The sequence below is a fragment of the Frankia sp. Hr75.2 genome (genome assembly GCF_949319125.1).
In the GTDB taxonomy this organism is placed as follows: Bacteria; Actinomycetota; Actinomycetes; order Frankiales; family Frankiaceae; genus Parafrankia; species Parafrankia soli.
This window is the reverse complement of sequence record NZ_CASGGV010000283.1, coordinates 22,721-47,724: the sequence shown is the minus strand read 5'-3', so window position 1 is coordinate 47,724 and position 25,004 is coordinate 22,721. Positions and strand designations below refer to the sequence as shown.

The window sequence follows — 25,004 nt, the reverse complement described above, 5'->3', positions numbered from 1 at the left end:
GCCCGCTCAGTACCGCTGGCCGGGCGCGGCGGTGCTGATCTCGGTGGCGCCGGTGTGGTTCGACATGGCGGGCTGACCGGGGTGGCCGCCTGCGCCGGTGTGCTCCCCGTTCGCCGCGCCGCTGGCGGCGGCCGCGATGATCAGCGTGTGCAGGTCGTCGACCTGGCCGGCGAGCCGGTTCTGCGCGGCCTGCGTCGCGTCGACCCGGTCGGCGATCAGCAGGGCGCTGCCCACAAGGACGAGCGCAAGCCCGCCGAAACCGCCGGACACGACGTACGGCAGCTGGTAGGCCACGTCGGTCTCCTTGGAGACCCCCAGGTAGCACCCCAGTAGCAGGACTCCGCCCGCCGCCGCGACCACCCACCCCCGCAGCGCTCGCACGACATCGACGACGAGGCGCGACGTAGGTCGCGCTCCGGCGGCGGCTGCGGTCTGCTCGTCCACTTCGTCTCCCCCAAGGAGCGTGTCGGCTGTGCCCGTCGCCATGACGCGCCGCGGGGCACGTCCAGCGTGCCTCGCTGTGAATCCCCGACGACAGCCGCCAGATTAGTGCGCGGAGCTCACCAGGTGGAGTGTCAGGTTGGGCGAGGGCAGTTCCCGGCCAGGTGTTGGCGGGCACGCGGCATCCACGCGGATACCACCCTGGGAGGATATGTCCCACTTCAATCCGCCTTATCGAGGCCTACCCACCAGACATCTGTCGGCAACCGGTCACCGTCCGTCCGGTGTTTTTTTCCGGGCGGACGGCGACCCATGCGTGACCGTTGGTGGAGATGGCCCGAAAGTGCCGGCCGGGGACCGGGCTGGTGTGAGCCCGGTGAGCCTCAGCCCTCGGCGAGACCGGCCTCAGCGAGACCGGCCTCGGCGAGACCGGCCTCGGCGAGACCGCTGTCGGCGGGCTCGCTGGGCTGGCGCGGGAGCGGCGGCGCGAACACCGGGGTGGCCGCCGCCGAGCACGGCCCCCCGGCGAGCACGTCGCCACCGGTCAGGTCGTCGTCGAGCAGGCCGCCGCCGAGGGCGCCACCGCCCATCGGGCCGTCGAGCGGCTCGCAGCGGTCCGCCCACACCCGGCGCCGGCCGGTGGTCGACCTGTCCTCGACCTGAAGCGGCGTGGGCACGCCGTTCAGCATCGCCTGCAGGTGCGCCCATTCGTGCGCCAGGTCCCAGGTCGCGAACGACCCGAGGTGCTCACCCTCGTAGTCGTAGACATGGAAGGGACGGCTCACCTGCTCCCCTCTCCGGCCGGGGACGGCCCGTAGCCCGGACCGTCCTCTCCCGCTCGCGGTCACGTAACTCCCTGCGCTGCGGCCGGTGCCTGGACCGGCATCGGCCGGGCTTCGGCCGCAGTCATCGTGTCACGCCGGCCCGGAGCCGATCGGGCATACCGGCGAAAGCCCCGCCGAAATCGCTGACGGTCCGACGGACACCGCCGTCACGAGACGATCGGGACGTCGCCGCGCCGCGCCGCGACCGGCTCGGGCACCGCCGTCGAGCGCCAGGCATCCGCGACGATCTTCTCGATGGTCGAGGACGGAGAGGTCCAGCCCAGGTCGGCCCGGATCCGGCGGCTGTCGGCGATGAGCGCTCTGGGTTCGGGCACCGGGGGCAGGGTCACCCGCGGCACGTCCCGGCCCGTCACGCTCTCCACCGTCCGCAGCACGTCGGTGACGCTCACGCCGAGGCCGCTGCCGACGTTGTAGACGGTGCAGCGGCCCGGCACGGTCGCCCGCAGCGCGGTCAGGTACGCCCGCGCCATGTCGACGACGTGGACGTACTCGCGGATCGACGCGCCGTCACCGTTCACCCGGAAGGCGTCGCGCCGGCCCGTTGCGACGCCGAGCGCGGCCGGGATGATCCGGCTGCTGTCCCGGTCGGCGTGCGAGCCGACCGCCCCCGCGACGTTGAACGAGCGCAGCACGACGGCGCCCAGCCGCCCGGTGGCGGCCTGGTAGGCCACCGCCTGCTCCGCGGCGAGTTTCGAGGCGCCGTAGGGATTCGTCGGCGCGGGTGCGCGTGTCTCCGGGATCGGTGAGGTACCCGTGTCCCCGTAGACGGCGCAGCTCGAGCCGAAGACGAACCGCGGGGCCACCCCGGTGGCCCGGGTGCCCGCGTCGAGGGCCGCCAGCAGGTTGGTCGTGCCCGTGACGTTCGCCGCGAAGTACCGCAGCGGCGTCTCGCGGGACTCCCGCACCCTGGTCAGAGCGGCGAGGTGGCACACCCCGTCGAACCCGCGGCTGACGCCCGCCGCGGCGAGCTGGCGTGGTTCGAGCAGGTCGGCCTGGACCACCTCGATCACCCTCGACAGCCTCGTCCGGGCCGTCGCGTCCCGGACGAGCGCGGTCACCTGGTGGCCGGCGGCCGAGAGCAGGTCGGCGGTGACGCCGCCGACGAACCCGGACGCGCCGGTGACGAGGATGCGCACAGCGGCCTGATCAGACCGATGCCCGCATGCGCAACCCGGGCAGGAGGGTCTCCCGGTGGCGCCAGGCGAGCTCCAGGCAGGCGGCGGCGGAGGGAGCGAGCGGCTCGGTGTCGACGAGCCGGCGCAGGGAGGCCTGGGTGAACGGGATCCCCTCGTGCGCCTGCCGGCCCGGCCCCGTCGAGACGACCGACCCCTCGGCGTTCGTCCGGACCATGTCGGCGAACAGCGTGTCGAACGTGTCGGCCTCCACGACCAGGACGGTGAGGATCTCGCCGAACAGGGTGAGCGCGTCGAGGCCCATGCCGAAGCAGAAGACCCGCAGCGTGCCCGCGCGGCGCGCCTGCTCGAAGGAGCGGAACGGCTCGTCGGTGTCGTAGTCGATCGGCCGGGACGAGCTGCCGTCGTGCTCGGCGTTACCCAGCAGTTCCTCGCTGAGCTCGCGCATGACGTTGCGCCACAGGTCGAAGTCGGCCTCGTGGTGGAACGGGGTGATCCCGGACGGCTGGAACACCCCCGCGGGCAGCACGTGGTACACCCCGCCCGCCGTCGCCACCGAGCCGGCGCTGCGCCGGTGCAGGACGAAGCTGGCGCTGCCCCGGTCGAGCCGGATCGTCAGGGTGTTGATGGAGGGCAGCGCGACCCGCCCGGCGAGGTCGAACGGATCGCCGATGCGGCGCCGGAACGGCAGCGCGGGCCAGGCGAGCTCGCCGCCCATCATCGCCGCCGCGGTCTCGTGCGCCACGGTCTCGCAGACGTCGACGGCGTCGAAGTAGGTGGTGTGGCCGAAGGTGAGGGTAGGGGGGGCACCCTCGGCCTCGGCGACGTCCAGCAGCCGGAAGCTGAGCCGGTTCTCGAACAGGGTCGGCCGGTCGAGGTCGCGCATCGCCCGGGTGTAGCGCTGGTAACGCGACTGCGCGCCGCCGTCGCCGACCAGCGGGCGGGTGGCGTCGGCCTCCGGCTCGGCGCCGGTGATCGCCGGCTCGCCCGCCGACTGCTCCCAGCGCAGGCCGATGTCGTTGATGTCCACCGGGGTGTCCCACACCCAGCCGGGACGGGCCAGCAGCCCGTTGCCGAGACGGTAGGCCTCCGGGTAGAGCCGGGCCGCGGCGCGGGCCAGGCTGATCCGGTGGTGGTTCAGGTGGTCCCGGGTCAGCCGCCAGGCGCGCTGGCTGCCGGCGACCTTCTCGACCGCGGAGCCGCGCGGTGGCTCACGACGCCGGTCGGCCAGACCGCCCGGGGCGAGTCCGACGTCCTCGGGTGACAGACCGAGGTTGCGTGCGATGTGGCGCAGCGTGGAGATGTCGTGGATCGCCCGCCGCCCGCTCTCGACCTTCGACACATAGGACTGGTCGAAGCCGAGGAGATCGGCGAGTTGCTGCTGGGTCAGGCCATGGGCCTGCCGGTACGCCCGTAGCAGCGATCCAATTCCAACGCTTGTTGGAGTTGGTCGCGGGGGGGTCCACAGCCAGGTTTGTCCAGTCACCCGCTGTCCTCTCGTCCGGCGTCGGAGTAACGCGAAGTGAGCATAACGAGTCGGGCATCTAGGAGCGCACACACATAAATCGAACTGTGTCTATTAGCCGAGTTTTATAGCTGACCGCGACGCCGTATGTACTTGCTGTCAATGGCTCGGGGACATGGCGAACTCGTAGCGCGACGTTCCGCCGTCTCGGCGGGCGTCCGCCGGGAAATCTCGGGGGAGCACATCTTGGCCACCGGGGGCACTTCTTGCCGCCCCCGAAGCGCTCGTCAGCGATCACCGGTTCGGGATCCCGTCCGCCAGATCAAGGAAGACGACCACGACGATCAACGCAAAGACCCAGCGCAGCAGGCCCATTCGCCCCCACGCGTCGCGGAGCAGGCCGCGCCCCGCGCGCCCGCCGATCACCAGAAGCGCAAGCAGCGCGCCGCCGACGACAACGAGGAAAACCCCGGCATAGCTACGATCCACGCCCAGGACGATCTCATGGTCGAGGGGTTCTCGGGACAGTAACGGGGTGGGTACTCGCGATGTCGCGCGTAACGGGCGGATTCCGTGTCCTGGCGTCGATCACGGAGCCCCTGCTCGGGCGTTCTTGATTACGCTGAGTAAGTAGGAGGCGTGATGTGAATCACATAGCCTCTTAGGTGTTCGGGGCCGCTCTCAGGCATACCCACCTGCCCACCGGGGTACACAAGGCCCCGCGCTCGGCAGCCCGGGTCAGCCGCTCGACGGCGTAGGGGTGCTCGCCCGGCCGGCCGCACCGCCATCGGCCCGGCCACGCACCCGAGGACTACCCGACCCCCTGTCGGCGGACCACCCCGCCGGGCCTGATGGACTACCCCGCGGCCACCCAGAGGGCTACCCCACCCTCGTCCCTAGGCCCCGCGCACGTGTTCCTGCCCGTCACGTGCCGCCACCCGCCCCCGCGACCGCCGCCACCCGGGCCGTGACCGGCCACCCGCCGCGGCCCGCGGGTTCGTCCGATGTGGTGCACCGGAAGCCTGTCGTCCCTACCCTGTTCCGGATGTCCACGGCGCTTCTGACCGATCACTACGAGTTGACCATGCTGCGGGCGGCTCTGCGCTCCGGCGCGGCCGAACGCAGAGCGGTCTTCGAGGTCTTCACCCGGTCCCTGCCCGCCGGCCGTCGCTTCGGAGTCATGGCCGGCACCGGGCGCCTGCTCGCCGCGCTCGCCGACTTCCGGTTCGGCCCGGCCGAGATCGACCACCTGTCCGCGACCGGCGTCGTGGATCCCGACACGGCCGACTGGCTGGCCTCCTACCAGTTCCGTGGCGACGTCGACGGGTTCGCCGAGGGCGAGCCCTTCCTGCCCGACACCCCCGTCCTCGTGGTGGAGGGCACGTTCGCCGAGTGCGTCCTGCTGGAGACCCTCGTCCTGTCGGTGCTCAACCACGACAGCGCCATCGCCGCCGCCGGCAGCCGCATGGTCGCCGCCGCCGGCGACCGGCCGTGCATAGAGATGGGTGGCCGGCGCACCCACGAGCAGGCCGCGGTCGCCGCCGCGCGGGCCGCCTGCCTCGTCGGCTTCACCGCGACGTCCAACCTGGAGGCGGCGCGCCGCTACGGCGTGCCCAGCGCAGGCACGAGCGCGCACGCCTTCACCCTCGCGCACCACGACGAGGCGGCGGCGTTCGCGGCCCAGGTCGCGGCACTCGGCGCCGGCACGACCCTGCTGGTGGACACCTACGACATCCCGACCGGGATCGCCAACGCCGTGGCCGCGGCGGGCAGCGAGCTCGGGGCGATCCGCATCGACAGCGGGGACCTCGCCGGCGGCGCCCGGGCGGCCCGCACCCAGCTCGACCAGCTCGGCGCCGAGTCCACCCGGATCATCGTCACCGGCGACCTCGACGAGCACTCGATCGCCCGCCTGGCCTCGGCCCCCGTCGACGGCTACGGCGTGGGCACCAGCCTGGTGACCGGGTCGGGCGCACCCACCGCCGGCTTCGTCTACAAACTCGTCGAGGTCGACGGTGAGCCGGTCGTCAAGACTTCTGTGGGCAAGCGCAGCCGCGGCGGGCGCAAGGACGTCCTGCGCCGCCTGGGCCCGGACGGACTGGCCGTCGCCGACCTGGTCATCCCCAGAGCACCCCTCGACCGCTCCGCCGCCCCGCGGCCCGCCGCCGGTGCGTCCGCTGCCCGCGTACCTGGCGGAGAGGCGCTGGACGGGGCTGTGGGTCGCCGGGACCGTCATCTCCTCGTCCCCCTGATGCGTGGCGGCCAGCTCGTCGCGGACACGCTCGTCGGCGCGGCCGGAGTCGCCCGGGCCCGGGAGCACCACCGGCTCGCCCTGGAGTCCCTACCGGCCGGCGCGCGCGAGGTCTCCTTCGGACGTCCGTGCCTGCCGGTCGTGGTCGCAGCGGCGGAGCCGCGGACCTCTTCCTGACCGGTGAAGCCGCGGGCACCGCGGACAGGGGCGCGCCGGCACGCCTGTCGGGGAGAGGGGTGCCGGCGCGGGTGCCGGGGCGGACGGCCAGACTTGACCGGTGGCCTCCGTCTCGTCGGCGAACGTGACGTCCGGCGCGACTGGCGGCGACCAGGCCCGGATACCGGCCGTCGCCGTCAGCGTCGACGTCGTCCTGCTGACCCTGCGCGCCGGACGGCTGTGCGTCCTTGTCATCCAGCGCGACAGTGAGCCGTTCCGCGGTTGCTGGGCGCTGCCCGGCGGCTTCGTCGGCCCGGACGAGGACCTCGACTCCTCCGCGCTGCGCCAGCTCGCCGAGGAGACCGGGGTGACCACCGCCGGCCACCTCGAGCAGCTGCGCACCTACGGCTGCCCGACCCGGGACCCGCGGACCCGGGTCGTCAGCGTCGCCTACCTGGCCCTGCTGCCGAACCTCCCGCAGCCCACCGCGAGCGGGGACGGACCGCAGGCCCGCTGGTGGCCGGTCGAGGACCTGGGCTCCCCGGACGGTCCTACCCTGGCCTTCGACCATCCGCAGATCGTCTCGGACGGAGTCGAGCGGGCGCGCGGCAAACTCGAGTACACGTCGCTGGCGGCCGCCTTCTGCGAGGAGCCGTTCACCCTGGCCGACCTGCGCCGGGTGTACGAGGCTGCCTGGGGCGTGGTCCTGGACCCGCCCAACTTCCGGCGCAAGGTGCTCTCCACCCCGGGCTTCGTCGTCGCGGTCGGCCAGCGGGCCTCCCCACGCGGCGGCGGCCGCCCAGCCGAGCTCTACCGCCTCGGCTCCGCGACCGCCCTACACCCCCCGCTACTCCGCCGCTCGGTCTAGACGCCCACCAACAGCCGATCCAGTCGGTTCCGGCGCCTTCGGGGTCGCCGGAGCTCCCTGTCCTGGCGTGCATGAGGGTCCGGGCTTGCGGGCCGGGTGTTTCCCCGGGACCTGGCATCAGGAGGTTCGCGACCCGGGCTCATCGCCGGGGTCTCGCATCGCCGGGGTGTTCGCGGGCCGGGTGCTCCGCCCTGTTTGCTCTCCGTCTCCGCGCGTTTGCTCCGGTCTCAGGGTGAGTCCGTCGCTCCGAGTGGTTCATGCTCCGACTGAGGTGGTCGCTCCGCACGGTCCGCGAACCGTCCGCGCTGTTTGCTTCGCGACGGGGATCGCGACCCGCCGTGCCCGGACTCCAGCCCTCCGAACTGTTCCCTCAGAGCGGCGCCTGCCGGGCGATGCCGCGCCGGGCGCCCGGGCCACGGGGACCGGCCGCGCCGCGCTGGGGGTGGGGGTGGGTGCGCGGCGACTGTCGGTATCGGGGCGGGCTGGGCTGGCGGTGCTGCGTGGCGGTGATCACGGGTGTCGGGCGGGGTCGGGCCTGCGGCGCGGGCCTGGTGCGGCCGGGACCACGGTGTCCGTCGTTCCGGAGATCACAGCGGTGTCCGTTGTGACCGTGCGCGACGCAGGGCCGGTCCCCGTGAAGTCCCGATCGGGAGGCGTAACAATAGACGTCGTGTCCGTCACTGCCGTGTCTCCGATTGACGTCGAGGACGTCGAGGACTCCCCCGAAGACGATCGCCTCTGGGTGACCATCGTCTGGAACGACCCGATCAACCTCATGTCCTACGTGACGTACGTCTTCCGCAAGCTCTTCGGGTACAGCGAGCGGAAGGCGACCAAGCTCATGCTCGACGTCCATCACAAGGGGCGGGCGACGGTGGCGTCCGGCACCCGGGAGGAGATGGAGGGCGCGGCGGAGCGGCTGCACACCTACGGCCTGTGGGCCACCATCGCCCAGGACTGAACGTCGCGGGCTGAACGTGATCGGGAGCGGATGATCGGGAGCGGAGGCGTGTGAACGGGTTCCGGCGCACCAGGGCCGGGATCGAGCTGCGGCTGCCCCGGCTCGAGTCGTCCCTGCTCACCGAGCTGTTGGGTCAGGTCGACGCGTTGCTGGAGGCGCCGCCGGTCGACGATCCGCTGGAGGCGCTTGTCGGGCTGCGCGACACCGCCCCGCCGCCCCCGGAGGATCCCGCGGTCGCGCGGCTGCTGCCCGACCCCTACCCGGACGACCCGCTGGCCTCCGGGGACTTCCGGCGCCGGCGCACCGACGAGGCCCTGGCCCGTAAGCGTGACGCGGCCCGGCGCGTGCTGGCGGCCGTGCCGGCGCCCGGTGCCGTCCTGGTGCTCGACGAGGACGCGGCGCAGGACTGGCTGACCGTCCTCAACGACCTGCGGCTGGTGCTCGGCACGCGGCTCGGTCTCACCGACGACGAGTCGACCGCCGAGCTGGAGAATCTCACGCCCGAGGATCCGCGCCGGCCGATCGCCGCGGTCTACGCGTTCCTGACCGAGCTGCTCGACGAGCTCACCCGGGCGCTGCTCTAGGCCGAGCCAGGCCGGTCCGGTTCAGGGCCCGAGGCCGGTCCCGGGCCCTGACCCGAACCGGGCCCGGGGCGGATCGGTGCATCCGGTCCCGAAGTGGGGCGGTTCCCCGGCGCCGTAACCTGGTGCGAGCCGGTCGTGGTCAGGTCTGTGTTCACATGGACGCCCGATCCGGCCCGTTCGCGTCGTACGGTTGTCGCGTGCTGCGCATCGACCGAACCCACTACGAGGCGATCGTCGCCCATGCCCGCCGCGACCATCCCGACGAGGCGTGCGGCGTCATCGCCGGGCCCGAGGGCTCGGATCGGCCGGAGCGTCACATCCCGATGGTCAACGCCGCACGCTCACCCACCTTCTACGAGTTCGACCCGGCCGAGCAGATCAAGGTGTGGAACGAGATGTTCGACCGCGACGAGGATCCGGTCGTGATCTACCACTCCCACACCGCCACGGAGGCGTACCCGTCGCGCACCGACATCTCCATCGCGGGGTACCCCGAGGCGCACTACGTCCTCGCCTCGACGCGGGATCCGGAGACGATCGAGTTCCGCTCCTTCCGGATCGCGGACGGTGAGGTCACCGAGGAACCCGTGGAAATCCTCTGACGCCCATGTGACGTTCTCATAGAGCGGCGGCGACGGACGCGCGTGGTGTGGGATGCCTGTGAGCGAAGGGCATCCGGTCGCGCGAGCCCGTGACCTGCCGGGCGGTACCGACGGCCCCGCGGAACCGACGCCTGCGGACCGACGCCCCGCAGCACCGATGGCCTGCAGTATCGATGGCCTGCAGCACCGATGACGCAGTACCGATGCAGTACCACCGCCCACGCCGGGCGGCGCGCCGCGGCGGACCCGCCGGCGGCACCAGAGGAAGGAGCACCATGGCAGTCCAGGTCCGTGTGCCGACGATCCTGCGCAGCTACACGGGAGGCGCCAAGCTGGTCGAGGGCACGGGCGACACGCTCGCGGCGCTCTTCCACGACCTCGACTCCCGGCACCCCGGGCTGCGCGGGCGGCTGATCTCCGGCGAGGGTGACGGCGAGCTCCACCGCTTCGTCAACATCTACGTCAACGACGAGGACGTCCGCTTCCTGGGCAGCCTCGACGCCAAGCTCAGCGACGGCGACAATGTGACTATTCTCCCCGCCGTCGCCGGTGGCTCCGCCACCGTACCGGCGACTTTGGGCGAGGTGACTATTCTCCCCGCCGTCGCCGGTGGCTCCGCCACCGTACCGGCGACTTTGGGCGAGGTGACTATTCTCCCCGCCGTCGCCGGTGGCTCCGCCACCGTTGACTCCGCTGTCGACGACCTAGCCGGCGGCTGCGCTCGGGTGCCGATCTCGTCCGGCATGGCTACCCGGCTCTTCTGATCAGGGCGGCAGGTCCCTACTCATGCGTTACGACTCCCTGGTGGACTCGGTAGGCCGAACCCCGCTGGTCGGACTGCCTCGGTTGTCTCCCTCTGCGGAGGTCCGACTCTGGGCGAAGCTGGAACAGGACAACCCCACCGGTTCGATCAAGGACCGGGCGGCACTGTGGATGATCGCGGACGGGGAGAAGCGAGGACTGCTCACCCCGGGCGCGACCGTCCTCGAGCCCACGTCCGGCAACACCGGGATCTCGTTGGCGATGGTCTGCAGCCAGAAGGGGTACCGGCTGGTCTGCGTGATGCCGGAGAACACCTCCGTGGAGCGCCGCCAGCTGCTCCAGATGTGGGGGGCCGAGATCGTCTCGTCCCCGGCGGCCGGCGGCTCGAACGAGGCGGTCGCGGTGGCCAAGCGGCTCGCGGCGGAGAACCCCGACTGGGTGATGCTCTACCAGTACGGCAACCCGGCGAACGCGCAGGCGCACTACGAGACGACCGGCCCGGAGATCCTGGAGGACCTGCCGGGTATCACCCATTTCGTGGCGGGGCTCGGCACCACCGGGACGCTGATGGGTACCGGTCGCTACCTGCGGGAGCACAAGCCCGACGTCGTGATCGTCGCGGCCGAGCCGCGGTACGGCGAGCTCGTCTACGGGCTGCGCAACATCGACGAGGGCTTCGTCCCGGAACTCTACGATGCCTCGGTGCTGACCTCGCGGTACTCGGTCGGCCCCCGGGACGCGCTGCGCCGCACGCGCGAGCTCGTCCAGCAGGAGGGGATCTTCGCCGGGATCTCGACGGGGGCGATCCTGCACGCCGCCCTCGCGCAGGCCGACCGCGCGGTGCGGGAGGGACGGCGGGCCGACATCGCCTTCATCGTCTGCGACGGTGGTTGGAAGTACCTGTCGACCGGTGCGTACGCCGGCACGCTCGCCGAGGCCGAGGCCGCGCTCGAGGGGCAGCTCTGGGCCTGAGCGCGTAGCCGCGAGCCCCGCCCCGCCCGTTCTGGCCCATCGGCGCGGGGCGGTGCCGGCGTGCGACCGCGGCGCCGGGCCGCCCGGGGCCGCGGTCGCACGCCGTTTCAGCGTGGAGGCGGCGCCAGCGTGCCGATGAACGCGGCGAGGCTGCGTAGCGCCCGGCCCCGGTGGCTGATCAGGTCCTTCTCGTCCGCTGTGAGCTCGGCGTTGGTCCGGGTCGAGCCTTCGGCGACGAACAACGGGTCGTAGCCGAAGCCCCCCGTGCCCCGTGCCCGGGTGAGCAGCCGCCCCCGCAGGGTGCCGTAGACGACGTGCTCGACGCCGTCCGGGGTGACCAGCGCCGCGGCGCACACGAACGCCGCGCCGCGCCGCTCCTCGTCGACGTCGTCGAGCTGGGCCAGCAGCAGGGCGTTGTTGGCGGCGTCCCGGTCGGCCCGGCTTCCGTCACGGATCCCGGACCAGCGCGCCGAGCGCACCCCGGGCATCCCGGCGAGCTCGTCCACGGTGAGCCCGGAGTCGTCGGCGATCGCCGCGAGACCCGTAGCGGCCACGGCGGCGCGTGCCTTGATGAGGGCGTTCTCGGCGAAGGTCGAACCTGTCTCGGGCACCTCGGGGCCGTCGGGCAGCGCGACGACGTCGACGTCCAGCCCGGTCGCGGCGAGGATGCGGCCCAGCTCGGCCAGTTTCGCCTCGTTGCGGCTGGCGAGCACGACCTGGCGCGGCACCGCGCTCACCGAGCTCACCGTGACCCCGTGCCCTTCCCGCCACTGCCGGCAGTGGCGCGTTCCGGGGCGGGCGGGCCGGCGGCCGGCGGGGCGGCCAGCGCGGCGTTCTGGATCTCGGTCAGGCGGGTGCAGCCGGCCACGGCGAGGTCGAGCAGCTCGTCGAGCGTCGACCGTTCGAACGGGGTGCCCTCGGCCGTCCCCTGGACCTCGACGAAGCCACCCGCGCCGGTGCGGACGACGTTCATGTCCGTGTCGGCGGTCGAGTCCTCGGTGTAGGCGAGGTCGAGCATGGGCACGCCGCCGACCACGCCGACGCTGACCGCGCAGACACTGGTGACGATCGCCGCGGGACGTCCCAGCCACCGGCAGGCGTCGGCGAGCGCCACGTAGGCGCCGGTGATCGCGGCCGTGCGGGTGCCGCCGTCGGCGAGCAGCACGTCGCAGTCGATGGCGATGGTGTTCTCGCCGAGGGCCTTCAGGTCGATCGCGGCCCGCAGGCTGCGCCCGATCAGCCGGGAGATCTCGTGGGTCCGCCCGCCGATCCGCCCGCGGACGGACTCCCGGTCGTTGCGGGTGTGCGTGGCTCGCGGCAGCATCGAGTACTCGGCCGTCACCCAGCCCAGGCCGCTGCCCTTGCGCCACCGGGGCACCCCCTCGGTGACGGAGGCCGCGCACAGCACCCTGGTCCGGCCGGCGGAGATCAGCGCCGACCCCTCCGCGTGCTCCTGCCAGCCCCGCTCGATCGTCACGTCGCGGAGCTGGTCCGTGGTTCTGCCATCGACTCTGATCACGGGAGGAGACCCTATCGGCGCAGGCCGGCCGGGGTTGCGCCGGACGGCCCGCGAGCGTGCTCAGACGTGTTCAGACGTGGTCAGATCTCGTAGGAGGTGCCGGTGCTCGCGAGCGTCAGATCGCCGTCGAACGCGTCCGCGGCCTCGCCGTGGGTGCGTTCCACGTTGCCCCAGGGCACGAGGTGGGTCAGCACCAGCCGCCCGACACCGGCGCGGGTCGCGTGCTCACCGGCGTCCTTGCCGGTCAGGTGCAGGTCGGGCGGGTTGTCCTCGCCGTCGAGGAACGACGCCTCGCACAGGAACAGGTCGCTGTCGTGGGCCAGCCGGACGAGCCGGTCGCACACCCCGGTGTCGCCGGAGTAGGTGAGCGTCTTCCCGCCGGCCGTCACCCGCACCCCGTAGGCCTCGATCGGGTGCGCGACCCGGGCCAGGTCGATGGCGAACGGCCCGACGTGCAGGCGGCCGGGACCGATCGTGCGGAAGTCGTAGATGTCGGCCAGGGAGTCGTCCGGCCAGCGCTCGAACGCGCCGCACAGCCGCTCCTGGGTGTTGATCGGCCCGTACACCGGGAGCTTGGGCGGCATCCCCTCCGGGTGGTAGCGCCGGGCGTAGGACGTCGCGACCAGGTCGAGGCAGTGGTCGCCGTGCAGGTGGCTCAGCAGCACCGCGTCGACGTCCCGGATGTCGCAGTGCCGTTGCAGCTCACCCATGGAGCCGTTGCCGGCGTCCAGGACGAGCCGGAAGCCCTCGTCCTCGATCAGGTAGGAGGAGCAGGCCGAAGCGGGGCCCGGGTAGGTGCCGGAACAGCCCAGGATCGTCAGTTTCATCGTCCCACCGCCTGTGCCTGCCGGGGGGCCGCCGCCGGGGCGATGCTCACCGCCGTGATCTCGGGGCCCAGGAAACGGCGGCCCACCCGCGCGAACGCGGCGGGATCACCGGTGGTCAGGAAGCGATGCGCCGGGGGCGGCAGGTCGGGGTCGCGGAAGAGGCCGTCGCGGGCGAGCACCCGGTAGGTGTCCTTGGCCGTCTCCTCGGCGCTGCTCACCAGTGTGACGCCCTCTCCCATGACGAGACCGATGACGCCGGTCAACAGTGGATAGTGGGTGCATCCGAGAATCACTGTGTCCACGTCGGCTTCCTGCAACGGTGCCAGATACGCCTCGGTGAGTCCCAGCAACTGCCGGCCGGACGTGATGCCGCGCTCGACGAAGTCGACGAAGGCCGGGCACGCCACGCTGACCAGCTCGGTGCCCGCAGCCGCCGCGAAGGCGTCCTCGTAGGCCCGGCTGGTGATCGTGGCGACCGTTCCGATGACTCCCACTCGACCACTCCGTGTTGCCGCGACGGCACGGCGGGTCGCGGGCACGATGACCTCGACCACCGGTACGTCGTAGCGTTCCCGGGCATCGCGCAGGCATGCCGCGCTCGCGGAATTGCACGCGATGACGAGAAGTTTCACACCAGCGGAGACGAGTTCGTCCAGTGCGGCGAGGGCGTACCGGCGCACCTCGGCGATCGGCCGCGGCCCGTAGGGGGCGTGCGCGGTGTCGCCGATGTAGAGCAGCGACTCTCCTGGCAGCTGGTCCAGGATCGCGCGCGCAACGGTGAGACCGCCGACTCCACTGTCGAACACCCCGATGGGCGCGCCGCTCATGAGCGATGAGACTAAGCCGGAAACCTGCTGCTCACCCTGTGGCTGTCATCACGAAACCAATGTCCGATCCCGGACAGACGTCTCGTCGCGGACATGCCCGCCGCCGCGGGACGGCCTTCTCATCCCCGGCATTCCGCCAGGCCGCGTCGGCCCGGCAGTGCCTCGCCGGACAGCGTAAGGACGAACCGTTCGACGTGTCATCGTGACCGATCTCTCCGGGACGGCAGCTGCCCGTCTCCAAACCTCTCCTGATGGTCGCCCGGCGCGTTCAGGTGGGTACTCCATACGGGGACAGGGGCAGCAAACAGGGTGTAGTCTAGAACTGCCTGTAATCGATCAGTGACTAAAAGCTATCGAGCAGGTAGGTTGAGGACGCGACTGAGGTGTCCGGGTCGTTCCAATCCGTCCCCGGCCCGTGGCACCCCAGTCGCATCCTCGATCATGCCCCGGTACCCCCGAGAGTGGTGGTCGGCCGCTGCGGCGGCCAATGCGGCGGCCTGGGCCCGTGTGGTCGCTGAGCTGCGGGTCGGGCACGGCCGGCCCGCGGCGGGGTGGCCGGTCGGCCCGGCGCGAGGCGGCCGGTCGGCCCACTGTCCGTGGGTCTGGCGATTTTGGTCCGTAGTGCCGCTGACCTGCGGCGCCGTCTCTCGGTGGCACTGTCGGCTTGGCGTCGATCCACCCCACCGGCCCCGTCCGAGGCGTAGGAAGGCATCGTGGCGCGGTTGAGGGTGGCGGCGGTCGGTGTTTTCGGCATCGCCCTCGGGGGGATGTTGATGCATGCCGTCCCGATGCCGTCGGCATGGGTGTGGTTGGTCGCAATGATCTTCGTCGTCGTCCTGGGGGTCAACATCACTGCCTGGCTTGTGGTCCCGCGGGTCATCGGATCCGTCGTCGCGTCCATCCGTCCGCTTCCGGCCGGCCGGGGCTCGTTCGACCGCGACCGCGACGCGGAGTGGTCGTCGTCCTCGGAGTGGCAGCCGGAGGCGTGGTCGTCGAGCTGGGACTACGCCGGCGGGGACGGCCCCGACGCGGGTGACGGCGACGGTGACGGCGCCGACGAGGACTGGTCCGTCGGACGTCCCGGCAGCGGGCAGGGACGCCGGCGTGTGCGCGGGCATGACGGCTCCTCGTCGACCGGCGGCGCCTCGTACGGCTTCGGCGTGTCCAGTTGGTGAGCTGCCAGTCCAGCTGGTGAGGCGGGTCCAGCTGGTGAGGCGGGCCCGGCCCGGTGGACGGTCAGCTCCGCGCCCACCCGGCGATCCGAGCGCCCGGCCGGCCTCGGCGCGCCGGCCCAGCGGCGGAGTCAGCCCAGCAGGTGGCGCCGGTGGCGCCAGGCGAGAGCGATGAGGGCGGCGCCGGCGGCCTGCATCGGTTCGTGGTGGACCAGCCGATCAACGGTCCGCTCGGTGAAGGGGATCCCCGGGGTCCGGCGTTCTGGTCGCGGGCCGGTGGCGGTGCCGGCGCGGTCGGGCTCAGGGACGGCTGGCCTGGAGGCCTCCAACCGCGCGAGGTTCTCGCCCTCCGCGTTCGTGCCGACGAGGCCGGCGAACAGCTCGTCGAAGGCCGGCGCGTCGAAGACCGCGACGGTGAGAAGGTCGGTGGCGAAGGTCAGCGGGTCCACACCGAGTCCGAGCACGGACACCCGCACCGCGCCCGACTGCCGGGCCGCGGCCAGATCCGCCGCGAACGGCCAGCGCCCGTAGTCGATGGGCCGCGTGTCGCTGCCGTACTCCTCGGCCGTGCCCAGCAGCTCCTCGGAGTACTCGCGGGTGATCGACCGCCACAGGTCGAAGTCGTTGCGGATGTTCCACTCCGCCGGCCCGGAGGGCTGGAACACCCCGACCGGCACCACCTGCAGCAGACCACCGGCGTGACCCACCTTCGCCGGGTCCCGGCGGTGGAGGAGCACGGTCGCCGTCCCCGTCCGGCGGTCCCGGCGGATCGTCAGGGTGCTGATGGCCATGCTCGCCGGCCGCCGGTGAAGCTCCCAGGGCATGCCCACCGCCCGCCGCACAGGAAGACCCTCCGCGCCCTGCGTGGCGGCCGCGTACTCGTGCGCGCAGGCCTCGCCGACGTCGAGCCCGTCGAAATAGCTGCCGAGCCCGAACGACAGGGTGCCGCGCGCCCCCGGCAGTGACAGGTCGGCGTCGCACAGCCGGTAGGTGGGGAGATCGACGAACAGCGCCGGCCGGTCCAGGTGGGCCACCGCCGCCGCGTAGCCGCCGTAACGGCTGCCATCCGCGCGCAGCGGCCGGACGCCCTCACTCACCGGCTCCCGCCCGGTCAGCCCGCCGGGCTGCTCCCGACCCGGGTCGAGATCGATCACCACCGAGTCGATCGGCACCGGCTCCGGCGGGATCCACCCCGGTGCCGCCAGCAGCGGCGTGCCGGCGACCCGCGCGTCCGGCGGGTACTCCCGTGCCGCCAGGACGGCGAGCGGGTGCCGCCGCCGTTTCAGCTCGCCCCGGACCCGCAGCCACTCCCGCTCGTCCGCCGTCATGCCGCCGGAAGCTCCCTCGGACATCCGCCTCACCCGTCCCTCACGCCTCCACGTCCCGGCCAGCCGTCCAGCCCCGTTCCCGGGAACCTTTCCGGTGGCGGCTGATGACAATGAGAGCGCCGTCAGCCCGTGGCGAACCCGTCAGACGACCGGCCGCACGTGCCTCGCGCAGGCGCCGCCTCGCCCGGGGGTCCCGTTCGGGTATCTCGTCCGAAGCAAGTTGTCCCGGCGGTATATGGAGAGGCTGCGACAACTCACTTCGCTGCGTCACTTCGCCGCGCGGCGGCCAGCCCCGCCCATCCGTCGCCGGGTCAGTCGGTGTCCTGGAGCGGGCCGAGGACCTCGTCGGCGAATCGTCGCATCCCGTCGATCGCCTCGCGGGAACGGGTCCACGGCCGGACGATCAGGCGGGTGACGCCGGCCTCGGCGTAGGGCGCGACGTCGGACGGACGGCTCACCTCGCCGTTGAACGTGACCTCGACGGGGGTGGTGCGCCCCGCGCGCTCGGCCAGCTCAGCGAGTCGGGCCAGCGAGCCGGGCAGGTCGGCGAACTTGTGGTTCATCGGCATCCAGCCGGTACCGACGGTCGCGGCGCGGCGCAGCGCCGCCGGCCCGTCCCCACCGATGTGCAGCGCCGGGCCCGGCCGCTGGACCGGCTTCGGCTCGAACGCGACCGCCCCGAAGTCGAAGAACTCGCCGTGGTGCTCGACGACGTCCTCGCTCCACAGCCGACGGCACACCTCGATGGCCTCGTCCACCCGCGGGCCGCGACGGTCGAAGTCAAGGCCGACCGCCTCCCACTCCGAGCGCAGCCAGCTCGCGCCGATCCCGAGCGCGAGCCGCCCGCCGGAGAGAATGTCCACGGTCGTCGCCGCCCGCGCCGTCACGAACGGATGCCGCAGGCCGATGTTGTAGACGTTCGTGCCGAGCAGGATCCGCGTCGTCCGCGCCGCCAGGTGGCTGAGAAGCGCCAGCGCGTCGAAGATCGGGACGTTGGACGGGATCGGCGGATGATCCGAGCTCTGGTGCGGGCTGCCCGCCGAGGCGATCGGCACGACGAGATGCTCAGGTACCCAGATCGACTCGTACCCGAGCCGATCGGCCTCCTCCGTGACCTCGTTCCATAACCGGGGATTGACCCCGCCGAGGTGCAGTCCGAACTTCATCGGGGCAGACTACGCCCTGTCAGCGCAGAGACGCCCGGACACGGGAAGACCGGGAAGAAGGCAACGACCTGTGACACGGGCCGACAGCCCCTTGGACCACTGGGAACCCGCAAGCCTGACCGAAACGGCTTCGATCTTCGCCGCCTTTCCTGCCCCGTGGTGGATCGCCGGCGGATACGCGATCGAACTCGCGGTAGGTCACCAGTTCCGCGGGCACTCCGACATCGACGTCGCCGTGCTCCGCCGGGACCAGCTGGCCGTCCAGCGGGTCCTGGCCGGGTGGGAATGGTGGGCCGCCGATCCTCCCGGCGCACTACGGCGCTGGGAGCCGGGCGAGACGCTGCCGTTCGGCATCCACGACATCTGGTGCAGGCGAACTCCCGATGGGCCGTGGCGGATCCAGGTCATGCTGGAGGAAGCCGCCGGGACGGACTGGGTGTCGCGGCGTGATCCCCGGATCCGGCGTCCGGTCTCCTCGCTCGGACACGCCGGCCCCACGGGCATCCCCTATATCGCGCCGGAGGTGCAGCTCCTTTACAAGTCCCAGGCGTCACGCCCGAAAGACGAGATTGACTTCGCTGCCGTGCTTCCGCTGCTGGCAACAGATCGGCGACGATGGCTCAGCGACGCACTCGCCGCCACCCACCCCTGGCAGCGGCGGCTCTCCCCGGACGCAAAGATAGATCTGATCGTCCTGTACTGCTCCGACCTCTCCGCCTGTCACGAGTTCTACCAAGATCTCGGTCTGGAGTTCAGGCGGGAGCGTCATGGGACCGGCCCCGACCACTACGCCGCCACCTTCGCCGACGGAGCTGTTCTCGAGCTCTACCCGGCAGGAGCCCGGGGGCCGACGGGACGGGTCCGGATCGGACTCACGGTACGGCGAGCGGACCTGGGTGATACGCAACTCACGCCGGGCCGTCATGTGCTCCAGGACCCGGAAGGCCACGCGGTCGACGTCCAGGTAGTGGGCTGAGTCGTCGTCGCCCGCCTGCGTCAACCTGGCCGGGCGCGCGTCGAACGCGCTGATTCACCCGACTACCTGCTTCAGGATGCTCCCGTGTCCGCGAAAAGCTCCAGTTCGGTGCCCGCATGTGAGTGGACGTCAAGTGCTGGGCTACGAATCGTCCGTCAGAAAGCGCCGGAAAATCACCATGGGTCGTCCTGGGCCGTTGTAGTCCGGCGAAGTGGATGTAGGCGACACGTGGCTGGGACGGGGAGGGGAAGGCGACGAGGAAGCCTGCCAGGCCGTGGTCGTCCTCGACGACCCGGCCTGAACCGTGGAAGTGGTCGAGGAAGAGCGGTGGAGCCGGTGACCCGCTGACCAGGACAGATGTACGTGACGATGGCCGTGGTGCGGCCATTGATCCAGATGGGATGCGGATCGCGCTATTCTGCTGCCGCGTCCAGAAGAATCGGGGGGATCATGCACGGCAACGAGTTCGCGACGATGGAATGGATCTGGGATCAAGGTTCCATCCGAATCAACCTGCCCGGGGGTCGGGAGATGACGGTGGCCGGTTCCTGCAACGAGGTGGTAGCGGAGCTCGGCAAACTTGGTGGGCAGGGCTGGGACGTCGCCTCGTCAACTGCATCCAGTAACTGGATCTTCTGGACGTTGCGACGGGCCTCCTACGCGCATGACCGGGCACTGGGAACCCGCTAGCCTGGCCGAGGTGGCCTCGATTTTCGCCGCGTTTCCCGCTCCATGGTGGATCGCCGGCGGATACGCGATCGAACTCGCTGTGGGTAACCAGTTCCGGGAGCACTCCGACATCGACGTCGCCGTGCTCCGCCGGGACCAACTCGCCGTCCAGCGGGTTCTCGTGGGATGGGAATGGTGGGCGGCCGACCCTCCTGGAACGCTGCGGTTTCCGGGACCCGGGTGAGGCGCTGCCATACGGGGTTCACGATATATAGTGCAGAGTACAGGTGGGGCAATGGTTCGGGTCCCCCCGGACGTGGACAACGAGTTCGACTGAAGCAGCCGCCGACTGCGTGCACCGACTCCGCGTACGTAAAGCCCCGGTGCGGGTGATCTGGCCGGCGGGAAGCCGGTGGGGTGGCCGCCGAAGGCTGGCAGCGGTGGCGGGCCGCCCGGCGCTCGCGCATGCTTGGCCGACAACGAATGGGGGTGGGCCCATGCCGACATCCATCACCACTCACCATCCATCCGACTTCCGGCCAGCGAGCTGAAACCGACTTCCTCCGATCCGACCGGCCTTGTCCTCAGCGGATTTCTCGCGGCAATCAGGATCAGCTGGACGGCCCGACAACCCGATCAGCCCGTCCGTACGCCGGAGCAGTTTTATCTGCTCCAGGAAAAAGGAATGGGTGGTGCATCATGAGGATGGCGCGCGCGATTTTTGGTGCGACAGTCGCACTGGTCCTGGGTCTGCTGTTCGTGGCGGTTCCGGCGCGGGCCGGAGGGCCAACGGTAACTCCGGCTACGCCGGTGTCTCCGGTCGCACCGGTCATGCCGGTCATGCCGGTCATGCCGGTCCTGACGGGCATCAGCGCGGCACACGCGGCCAGTGCCCACGCGGACCTCATCCGGTTCCACTTCCAGCTGGCCGCCCCCGCCGAGGTCACCGTCCAGTACGTGCCGGCCTCGGAACTGATACAGGACGGTTCCGGCCTTCCCGTCGCCGTGCGGGGCCGGTCCTTCGTCAAGGTGGTCTTCCACAATGCGGCGGCCCATGACGAGGAGGGCAGGGCTACGGCTCCGCGCAACCTGTTCCCGGTCCGCGCGACCACCAATGTTGTCCAGGTGCGGTCGGGTGGTGACTTCGAGGGCGTGGTCACATACTTCATCGGCCTGCGCCAGCCCGCGCCCGGACCGCAGGTACAGCCGACGGCGCAGCACACCGGCACCAGCGTGATCGTGGCGATCCCGACCCGATAACCCGGCAGGACAAGGGGTGCAACGGGCCGGCCGCCGGGCACGGCGGCCGGCCCGGACGCGGACGGGAGTGTCCGATGAACGTCGGACACTCCCGTCCGGACGTCAACGCCCCCGTTCACCCACAGGCCACGTGGGCGCGGCAGGGGCCGGACCTGCGACCACTCGCTTGTAAGGCATGGATTACGCCAAGTGACACGACTCCCGTCACGGCTCGGTCTGTCCACTGGCGCCCGTAGCCGTCCGCCGATGTCCGTACAGCGCGCAGCCGCATCATGATCGGCTGCACGCCGGCCGGGACCGCCAACGGGGTGAGCAGCGAGAGCGGCGCGGGCACGGTCACCTGGTTCGAGTCGGGGGAACGCGCGCCGCACGGTCGGACCGGTCAGGGGGTGGGGGCCGGGGTGGGGAGGAGGGTGGCGAGGGCGGTGGGAGCGCGGAGGGGGAGCAGGTGGTTCTCGCCGGGGACGACGGTGGTGCGGGTGTCGGGGAGCATCGTGGCGAGGTGGTCGACGAGGCGGTGGGTGAAAGGTGGGCTCTCGCCGCCGGCGACGAGATGGACCGGCTGCTCGATCCGGCGCGCCAGCTCCTCGTCGAAGTGCCACGTGGTGAGCGCGGGGATCTCGCCGGTGAAGCAGTAGCCGCAGTCGCGTTCGGCGCGTTCCAGGCCGGCTCGGCCGAGGGCGGACTCGATCACGGACCGGTACTCCGGTCCGCACACCGCCGCCAGGAAGGTGTCGAAGGCGGTGCGCAGGTCGCCCTGGGCGGCGGCGCCCATCGCCGCGCCCAGAGCAGGGCCGATCGCGGCGGCGACCGTCGCCCTGTCCTGCGGCGGCAGGAGCGGGTCGATCAGCGGCGGCTCGACCAGGACGAGTTCGCCGACCAGCTCCGGGTGGTCGAGGGCCAGCTGCAGCGCGACCGCGGTGCCGGAGGAGTGCGCGAGCACCCGGGCCCGCTCGATCCCGAGGTGGCGCAACAGGTCCGCGCACTCGGCGGCGTGGTCGGCCACCGACAGCGGCTCGGCGGGTGCGGGGTCCGAGTACCCGGTGCGGGTGACGCGGATCCGGCGCAGGCCGGCGACGGCCGGCTCGCGCTCGAACGGGACGAACCAGTCGGCGAAGACTGCTGCGTGGATCAGGACGAGCGGCTCGCCGTCGCCGCCGGAGTCGGTGTGTCGCATGGAGATTCTCCTGTTCTGGGTCTGTTGTTCTTGGGCTGTTCTCGGTCTGTGGCTCGGGTCAGTCGGCGTAGAGGCGGATTTCGATGCCGTCGGGGTCGTGGAGGCCGGCGAGGACGGTGCCGCCGTGGTGGCCGGTGACGAGGCCGCCGTGCTTCTGGTCGAGGGCGGCCAGGTGGTCGGCCCAGGCGTGGATGCCGTCCCGGGTCGGGACGCCGAGCGCGACGAGGTCGAAGCCGGAGAGGGCGGCGGCGCGCTCGGGGTCGTGCCGGAGTGCGATTTGGGTGGTGCCGTCCGGGGTCTTGAGGGCGACGCCACGGAGCTCGCCGTCCTCGGTGAACTCGATCGCCACCTCCAGTCCGAGCACGCGCAGGTACCACTCGCTGCTGGCGCGGACGTCGCTGACCGGGATCTTCACGTGGTGGATCGGTGCGAGATCGGGCATGGCCCCTCCTTTGGCTAGAGTTCACTCTAGCGACTCATTGTAGTAGTCTCTAGCGAGTGAGTGATTCCGTCAAGGACGGGCCGAGTCGGGTCAAGGACAAGCCGAGTCGGGCCGAGAAGACCAGGCTGACCAGGCGGCGGATCGTCGCCGCGGCGGCGGAGCTGTTCCTCGACCAGGGCTACGGCGCGACGACGCTCGACCAGGTCGCGGCGCGCGCGGGCGTCGCCGTGCAGACCGTCTACTTCCACTTCGGGAACAAGGCGACGCTGCTCAAGGAAGCGCTCGACGTGGCCGCGGTCGGTGACGACGAGCCGGTCGCGCTACTCGACCGGCCGTGGCTCGAGGAGCTGAGCGCCGAGCCCGACCCGGTCCGGGTGATCGAACTCTGGATGAACGGCGGCCGCGAGATCATGGGGCGGGTGGCGCCGCTGCTCGCCGTCGTCCGCGGCACCGTCGGCACCGATCCCGACCTCGCGGCGCAGTGGGACGTGAACGAGGGCCAACGCCGCGCCGCGTTCCGCGCTCTCGCCGGCCTGCTCGCCGACCGCGCGGCGCTCCGCCCGGGGCTCACCGTCGAGGACGCCGCCGATCTCGCCTTCCTGATCACCAGCGCCGAGAACTACATCGTCGCCACGGGCACCCTCGGCTGGTCGCCGGAACTCTGGCGGAGCACCACGGCCACGCTGCTCGCCCAGGCACTGCTCGGCGCAACGGCCTAGTGGCGGAGGGGGCGGGTGCCGCCGCGGTCGAGGTCGAGGGACTCGGGGGCGCGCAGCCGCACCAGCATCGGCCGCACACCGGCGATTCCGGCGACACAGAGGACGACACAGAGGACGGGGAAGTCTCCGGCCGGCCCGGCCCGGCCCGGCCCGGCCCCGGCCCGGCCCCGGCCCGGCCACCGGTCCGCGGCGTCCGCGCCCGTCGGCCCCGACCGCAGCTTCCGCGGCTCTGTGACCAATCCGTGACCAATCGGCCCGGACGATCGGGAAGGGGAGCGGTGGGCGAGCGTCTGATGACCTGCGGGAACGCTCCTGGTCAGGCAGTGCGGGAGGGGGGATTTGAACCCCCACGCCCTAGGGCGGCAGATCCTAAGTCTGCTGCGTCTACCATTCCGCCACTCCCGCGTCCCTCCAGATTAGCGAGCCGCGGGACGGCCTTCGGGGCCGGGATGGGCGCGCGCCGTCCGAATCCTGCCCAGATCCTGCCCGCGGCTCGGCTGCTATGGGGGTGGTGCGGGTGGGGAGACGATCGGTTCCGGCTGACTCCCGCGGGGGTCAGCGGCGGTGTCGTTGATCACACTCATCGGGGTCGACTTTTGCCGTGCCGCATCTGGGGGCTTCGTCGGGTTTGGGATGGCGTGGGCTGGACAGGACTGTGACCAGCGCCGATGACCGCTTGGCTCATGAGGACGGCGCACAGCGAAGCCACGGAGCACGAGCTGAAGCAGGTGTCGTCGACCCAACAGTGCCCCCAGGGGGCGGGTGTCGCCGACGCGACCGACAGGCAGCCCCGTCCGGGTGCAGGGTGTACCTGCGCCGGTGGGCGCCTGGATGCCTCTGGGGGAAGATCTTCATGACGACCATCGCGGACGCCTCGCCGGACCGGCCGGACCAGTCTCCCGCCGCGGTGCGGGAGGAACGGGACCGGGCCCGCCGGCTGATCGACAACGGCCGGGCCACCATGGCGGTCATCGACACCGTCAGCGACACCGGGGTGCGCGTCGACGGGCGCACCGTCGCCGAGGTGCACCTGCTGGTGGAGCGCCCAGGCCAGGAGCCCTACCCGGTCACGCGCCGGGCGGTCGTTCCCGCGGACGAGGCGGGCGCGAGCCCGGTGGGTGACGCCCGGGGCGGTATTCCGAGCCAGCTCCGCCGCCGGGTGCCCGTCCTGGTCGATCCCGCCCGCCCGGACAACGTGCTGCTGCGATGGGACCTGCGGGTCGCGAGCTGAGTGACGGGGGAGAACCGGCGGTCAGCCGCGAGAGCCGGCGAGGCCGACTTCAGCCGGCCGACTTCAGCCGGCGAGGCCGATCTCCTTCAGCAGCTTCGCGACGTGGCCGGTGGCGCGAACGTTGTACTGCGCCTTCTCGATCCTGCCCTCGGCGTCGATGACGAACGTCGAGCGGATGACGCCCATGGTCTTCTTGCCGTACATCGTCTTCTCGCCGAAGGCTCCGTAGGCGGAGAGCACGGTCCGCTCCGGGTCGGAGAGCAGCGGGAAGGTGAGGCCCTCGTTGTCCCGGAACTTGACCAGCTTGGCCGGCTTGTCCGGTGAGATCCCGAGGACGTCGATACCCGCGTCGTTGAGCAGCGCGAGGTTGTCGCGGAAGTCGCAGGCCTGCTTGGTGCACCCGGGCGTGGACGCGGCCGGGTAGAAGTAGACGACGACCTTGCGCCCGCGGAACGACGCCAGCGAGACGTCCTTGCCGTCGGCGTCGGGCAGGGTGAAGTCCGGGGCGGGGTCGCCGGGGGAGAGCCGGGCAGCGGTGGCGGTCTCGGTCTCGGTCATGACGGAGAAGCTAGTCGTGGCCCCGGCGGGCCGGCAAACGTGGCAGTGGCATCGCGAGCGAAGCGGCCCCACAGCCACAGACCGGCCGGCCGG

General features: G+C 71.7%; 29 protein-coding genes and 1 tRNA gene. 14 read left to right on the top strand and 16 right to left on the bottom strand.

The features are described from left to right. Positions 1 to 6 precede the first annotated feature (6 nt). From AC559T_RS18920 to AC559T_RS18900, 5 genes are all read right to left on the bottom strand, one after another. Positions 7 to 444 (bottom strand): hypothetical protein, encoded by a 438-nt coding sequence (locus tag AC559T_RS18920; protein ID WP_020463117.1) that lies wholly within the window; start codon positions 442 to 444, stop codon positions 7 to 9. Positions 445 to 824: 380 nt separating this feature from the next. Continuing rightward, on the bottom strand, positions 825 to 1,226 hold the full coding sequence (locus tag AC559T_RS18915) for a hypothetical protein (protein ID WP_498869586.1): 402 nt from the start codon (positions 1,224 to 1,226) through the stop codon (positions 825 to 827). Between the two features lie 206 nt (positions 1,227 to 1,432). Then, entirely contained in the window at positions 1,433 to 2,422 is a 990-nt protein-coding gene (locus AC559T_RS18910; protein WP_071060417.1) for an NAD-dependent epimerase/dehydratase family protein, read from the bottom strand. Between the two features lie 10 nt (positions 2,423 to 2,432). After that, complete coding sequence (locus tag AC559T_RS18905) at positions 2,433 to 3,905, bottom strand: helix-turn-helix domain-containing protein (protein ID WP_020463114.1); 1,473 nt, start codon at positions 3,903 to 3,905, stop codon at positions 2,433 to 2,435. A 273-nt stretch (positions 3,906 to 4,178) separates the two neighbouring features. Continuing rightward, complete coding sequence (locus tag AC559T_RS18900) at positions 4,179 to 4,373, bottom strand: hypothetical protein (protein ID WP_498869585.1); 195 nt, start codon at positions 4,371 to 4,373, stop codon at positions 4,179 to 4,181. A gap of 556 nt (positions 4,374 to 4,929) precedes the next feature. Between AC559T_RS18900 and AC559T_RS18895 the strand changes: the two genes are divergently transcribed. The 7 genes from AC559T_RS18895 (at position 4,930) to AC559T_RS18865 (ending at position 11,040) form a co-directional block, all read left to right on the top strand. Continuing rightward, entirely contained in the window at positions 4,930 to 6,312 is a 1,383-nt protein-coding gene (locus AC559T_RS18895; RefSeq protein ID WP_420497691.1) for a nicotinate phosphoribosyltransferase, read from the top strand. A gap of 100 nt (positions 6,313 to 6,412) precedes the next feature. Continuing rightward, positions 6,413 to 7,159, top strand: a complete 747-nt coding sequence (locus AC559T_RS18890; RefSeq protein ID WP_083390784.1) for an NUDIX hydrolase — start codon at positions 6,413 to 6,415, stop codon at positions 7,157 to 7,159. Between the two features lie 670 nt (positions 7,160 to 7,829). Next, complete coding sequence (gene clpS, locus AC559T_RS18885) at positions 7,830 to 8,120, top strand: ATP-dependent Clp protease adapter ClpS (RefSeq protein ID WP_498869584.1); 291 nt, start codon at positions 7,830 to 7,832, stop codon at positions 8,118 to 8,120. Between the two features lie 50 nt (positions 8,121 to 8,170). Beyond that, positions 8,171 to 8,704: a DUF2017 domain-containing protein gene (locus AC559T_RS18880; RefSeq protein WP_071060419.1), complete on the top strand. Its 534-nt coding sequence runs from the start codon at positions 8,171 to 8,173 to the stop codon at positions 8,702 to 8,704. A gap of 197 nt (positions 8,705 to 8,901) precedes the next feature. After that, the gene (locus AC559T_RS18875) at positions 8,902 to 9,306 is read left to right on the top strand and encodes a M67 family metallopeptidase (protein WP_041256606.1); all 405 of its coding nucleotides are present in this window, start codon (positions 8,902 to 8,904) and stop codon (positions 9,304 to 9,306) included. Positions 9,307 to 9,581: 275 nt separating this feature from the next. Continuing rightward, positions 9,582 to 10,070: a MoaD/ThiS family protein gene (locus tag AC559T_RS18870; protein ID WP_498869583.1), complete on the top strand. Its 489-nt coding sequence runs from the start codon at positions 9,582 to 9,584 to the stop codon at positions 10,068 to 10,070. A 22-nt stretch (positions 10,071 to 10,092) separates the two neighbouring features. Beyond that, a complete protein-coding gene (locus AC559T_RS18865; RefSeq protein WP_071060421.1) occupies positions 10,093 to 11,040 on the top strand; it encodes a PLP-dependent cysteine synthase family protein in 948 nt (315 codons plus the stop codon). 107 nt (positions 11,041 to 11,147) lie between these two features. On the opposite strand, the gene rdgB is transcribed toward AC559T_RS18865, so the two are convergent. The 4 genes from rdgB to murI all read right to left on the bottom strand — a co-directional run bounded on the left by rdgB (position 11,148) and on the right by murI (position 14,213). Then, positions 11,148 to 11,777, bottom strand: coding sequence for an RdgB/HAM1 family non-canonical purine NTP pyrophosphatase (rdgB, locus tag AC559T_RS18860; RefSeq protein ID WP_020463106.1), 630 nt, complete (start codon positions 11,775 to 11,777; stop codon positions 11,148 to 11,150). A gap of 5 nt (positions 11,778 to 11,782) precedes the next feature. Continuing rightward, a complete protein-coding gene (gene rph, locus AC559T_RS18855; RefSeq protein ID WP_112104783.1) occupies positions 11,783 to 12,559 on the bottom strand; it encodes a ribonuclease PH in 777 nt (258 codons plus the stop codon). Between the two features lie 80 nt (positions 12,560 to 12,639). Continuing rightward, positions 12,640 to 13,386, bottom strand: coding sequence for an MBL fold metallo-hydrolase (locus AC559T_RS18850; RefSeq protein ID WP_071060429.1), 747 nt, complete (start codon positions 13,384 to 13,386; stop codon positions 12,640 to 12,642). Beyond that, positions 13,383 to 14,213: a glutamate racemase gene (murI, locus tag AC559T_RS18845; RefSeq protein WP_020463103.1), complete on the bottom strand. Its 831-nt coding sequence runs from the start codon at positions 14,211 to 14,213 to the stop codon at positions 13,383 to 13,385. The genes AC559T_RS18850 and murI overlap by 4 nt, the downstream gene beginning before the upstream one ends. Before the next feature lie 713 nt (positions 14,214 to 14,926). Here murI and AC559T_RS18840 point away from each other — a divergent pair. Next, positions 14,927 to 15,388: a hypothetical protein gene (locus AC559T_RS18840; protein ID WP_498869582.1), complete on the top strand. Its 462-nt coding sequence runs from the start codon at positions 14,927 to 14,929 to the stop codon at positions 15,386 to 15,388. A 128-nt stretch (positions 15,389 to 15,516) separates the two neighbouring features. Here the strand turns inward: AC559T_RS18840 and AC559T_RS18835 are convergent, their stop codons facing one another. Next, positions 15,517 to 16,737: a transcriptional regulator gene (locus AC559T_RS18835; RefSeq protein WP_498869581.1), complete on the bottom strand. Its 1,221-nt coding sequence runs from the start codon at positions 16,735 to 16,737 to the stop codon at positions 15,517 to 15,519. 287 nt (positions 16,738 to 17,024) lie between these two features. After that, positions 17,025 to 17,879: a TIGR03619 family F420-dependent LLM class oxidoreductase gene (locus AC559T_RS18830; RefSeq protein ID WP_498869580.1), complete on the bottom strand. Its 855-nt coding sequence runs from the start codon at positions 17,877 to 17,879 to the stop codon at positions 17,025 to 17,027. A gap of 70 nt (positions 17,880 to 17,949) precedes the next feature. On the opposite strand from AC559T_RS18830, the gene AC559T_RS18825 reads away from it, so the two are divergent. The 4 genes from AC559T_RS18825 to AC559T_RS18810 all read left to right on the top strand — a co-directional run bounded on the left by AC559T_RS18825 (position 17,950) and on the right by AC559T_RS18810 (position 20,784). Further along, positions 17,950 to 18,855, top strand: a complete 906-nt coding sequence (locus tag AC559T_RS18825) for a VOC family protein (protein WP_498869579.1) — start codon at positions 17,950 to 17,952, stop codon at positions 18,853 to 18,855. 450 nt (positions 18,856 to 19,305) lie between these two features. Continuing rightward, entirely contained in the window at positions 19,306 to 19,545 is a 240-nt protein-coding gene (locus AC559T_RS18820) for a hypothetical protein (RefSeq protein ID WP_498869578.1), read from the top strand. A gap of 10 nt (positions 19,546 to 19,555) precedes the next feature. After that, positions 19,556 to 19,768 carry a nucleotidyltransferase domain-containing protein gene (locus AC559T_RS18815; RefSeq protein ID WP_498869577.1) on the top strand — a complete coding sequence of 71 codons (213 nt, stop codon included), beginning with the start codon at positions 19,556 to 19,558 and terminating at the stop codon, positions 19,766 to 19,768. A gap of 455 nt (positions 19,769 to 20,223) precedes the next feature. Beyond that, positions 20,224 to 20,784 carry an AMIN-like domain-containing (lipo)protein gene (locus AC559T_RS18810; protein WP_112104777.1) on the top strand — a complete coding sequence of 187 codons (561 nt, stop codon included), beginning with the start codon at positions 20,224 to 20,226 and terminating at the stop codon, positions 20,782 to 20,784. Positions 20,785 to 21,166: 382 nt separating this feature from the next. On the opposite strand, the gene AC559T_RS18805 is transcribed toward AC559T_RS18810, so the two are convergent. Both AC559T_RS18805 and AC559T_RS18800 read right to left on the bottom strand, forming a co-directional pair. After that, on the bottom strand, positions 21,167 to 21,961 hold the full coding sequence (locus AC559T_RS18805) for an alpha/beta fold hydrolase (protein WP_498869576.1): 795 nt from the start codon (positions 21,959 to 21,961) through the stop codon (positions 21,167 to 21,169). A 58-nt stretch (positions 21,962 to 22,019) separates the two neighbouring features. After that, positions 22,020 to 22,403, bottom strand: coding sequence for a VOC family protein (locus AC559T_RS18800; RefSeq protein WP_498869575.1), 384 nt, complete (start codon positions 22,401 to 22,403; stop codon positions 22,020 to 22,022). A 56-nt stretch (positions 22,404 to 22,459) separates the two neighbouring features. Between AC559T_RS18800 and AC559T_RS18795 the strand changes: the two genes are divergently transcribed. After that, complete coding sequence (locus AC559T_RS18795) at positions 22,460 to 23,122, top strand: TetR/AcrR family transcriptional regulator (RefSeq protein ID WP_112105584.1); 663 nt, start codon at positions 22,460 to 22,462, stop codon at positions 23,120 to 23,122. Here AC559T_RS18795 and AC559T_RS18790 read toward each other — a convergent pair. Continuing rightward, entirely contained in the window at positions 23,119 to 23,361 is a 243-nt protein-coding gene (locus tag AC559T_RS18790) for a hypothetical protein (protein WP_498869574.1), read from the bottom strand. The genes AC559T_RS18795 and AC559T_RS18790 overlap by 4 nt on opposite strands. A gap of 85 nt (positions 23,362 to 23,446) precedes the next feature. Continuing rightward, positions 23,447 to 23,527: transfer RNA gene (locus AC559T_RS18785), tRNA-Leu, on the bottom strand. A 448-nt stretch (positions 23,528 to 23,975) separates the two neighbouring features. Between AC559T_RS18785 and AC559T_RS18780 the strand changes: the two genes are divergently transcribed. Next, positions 23,976 to 24,353, top strand: coding sequence for a hypothetical protein (locus AC559T_RS18780; RefSeq protein WP_248834064.1), 378 nt, complete (start codon positions 23,976 to 23,978; stop codon positions 24,351 to 24,353). A 63-nt stretch (positions 24,354 to 24,416) separates the two neighbouring features. On the opposite strand, the gene bcp is transcribed toward AC559T_RS18780, so the two are convergent. Further along, positions 24,417 to 24,911, bottom strand: coding sequence for a thioredoxin-dependent thiol peroxidase (bcp, locus tag AC559T_RS18775; protein WP_112105582.1), 495 nt, complete (start codon positions 24,909 to 24,911; stop codon positions 24,417 to 24,419). Positions 24,912 to 25,004: the final 93 nt, after the last annotated feature.

Excerpts from the sequence above, each read along its gene's own strand:
- AC559T_RS18895 (WP_420497691.1), top strand. The coding sequence starts at position 4,930 with ATGTCCACGGCGCTTCTGACCGATCACTACGAGTTGACCATGCTGCGG.
- AC559T_RS18870 (WP_498869583.1), top strand. The coding sequence starts at position 9,582 with ATGGCAGTCCAGGTCCGTGTGCCGACGATCCTGCGCAGCTACACGGGA.
- AC559T_RS18865 (WP_071060421.1), top strand. The coding sequence starts at position 10,093 with ATGCGTTACGACTCCCTGGTGGACTCGGTAGGCCGAACCCCGCTGGTC.
- AC559T_RS18850 (WP_071060429.1), bottom strand. The coding sequence starts at position 13,386 with ATGAAACTGACGATCCTGGGCTGTTCCGGCACCTACCCGGGCCCCGCT.
- murI (WP_020463103.1), bottom strand. The coding sequence starts at position 14,213 with ATGAGCGGCGCGCCCATCGGGGTGTTCGACAGTGGAGTCGGCGGTCTC.
- AC559T_RS18835 (WP_498869581.1), bottom strand. The coding sequence starts at position 16,737 with ATGTCCGAGGGAGCTTCCGGCGGCATGACGGCGGACGAGCGGGAGTGG.
- AC559T_RS18830 (WP_498869580.1), bottom strand. The coding sequence starts at position 17,879 with ATGAAGTTCGGACTGCACCTCGGCGGGGTCAATCCCCGGTTATGGAAC.
- AC559T_RS18820 (WP_498869578.1), top strand. The coding sequence starts at position 19,306 with ATGCACGGCAACGAGTTCGCGACGATGGAATGGATCTGGGATCAAGGT.
- AC559T_RS18810 (WP_112104777.1), top strand. The coding sequence starts at position 20,224 with ATGAGGATGGCGCGCGCGATTTTTGGTGCGACAGTCGCACTGGTCCTG.
- AC559T_RS18805 (WP_498869576.1), bottom strand. The coding sequence starts at position 21,961 with ATGCGACACACCGACTCCGGCGGCGACGGCGAGCCGCTCGTCCTGATC.
- AC559T_RS18800 (WP_498869575.1), bottom strand. The coding sequence starts at position 22,403 with ATGCCCGATCTCGCACCGATCCACCACGTGAAGATCCCGGTCAGCGAC.
- AC559T_RS18780 (WP_248834064.1), top strand. The coding sequence starts at position 23,976 with ATGACGACCATCGCGGACGCCTCGCCGGACCGGCCGGACCAGTCTCCC.
- bcp (WP_112105582.1), bottom strand. The coding sequence starts at position 24,911 with ATGACCGAGACCGAGACCGCCACCGCTGCCCGGCTCTCCCCCGGCGAC.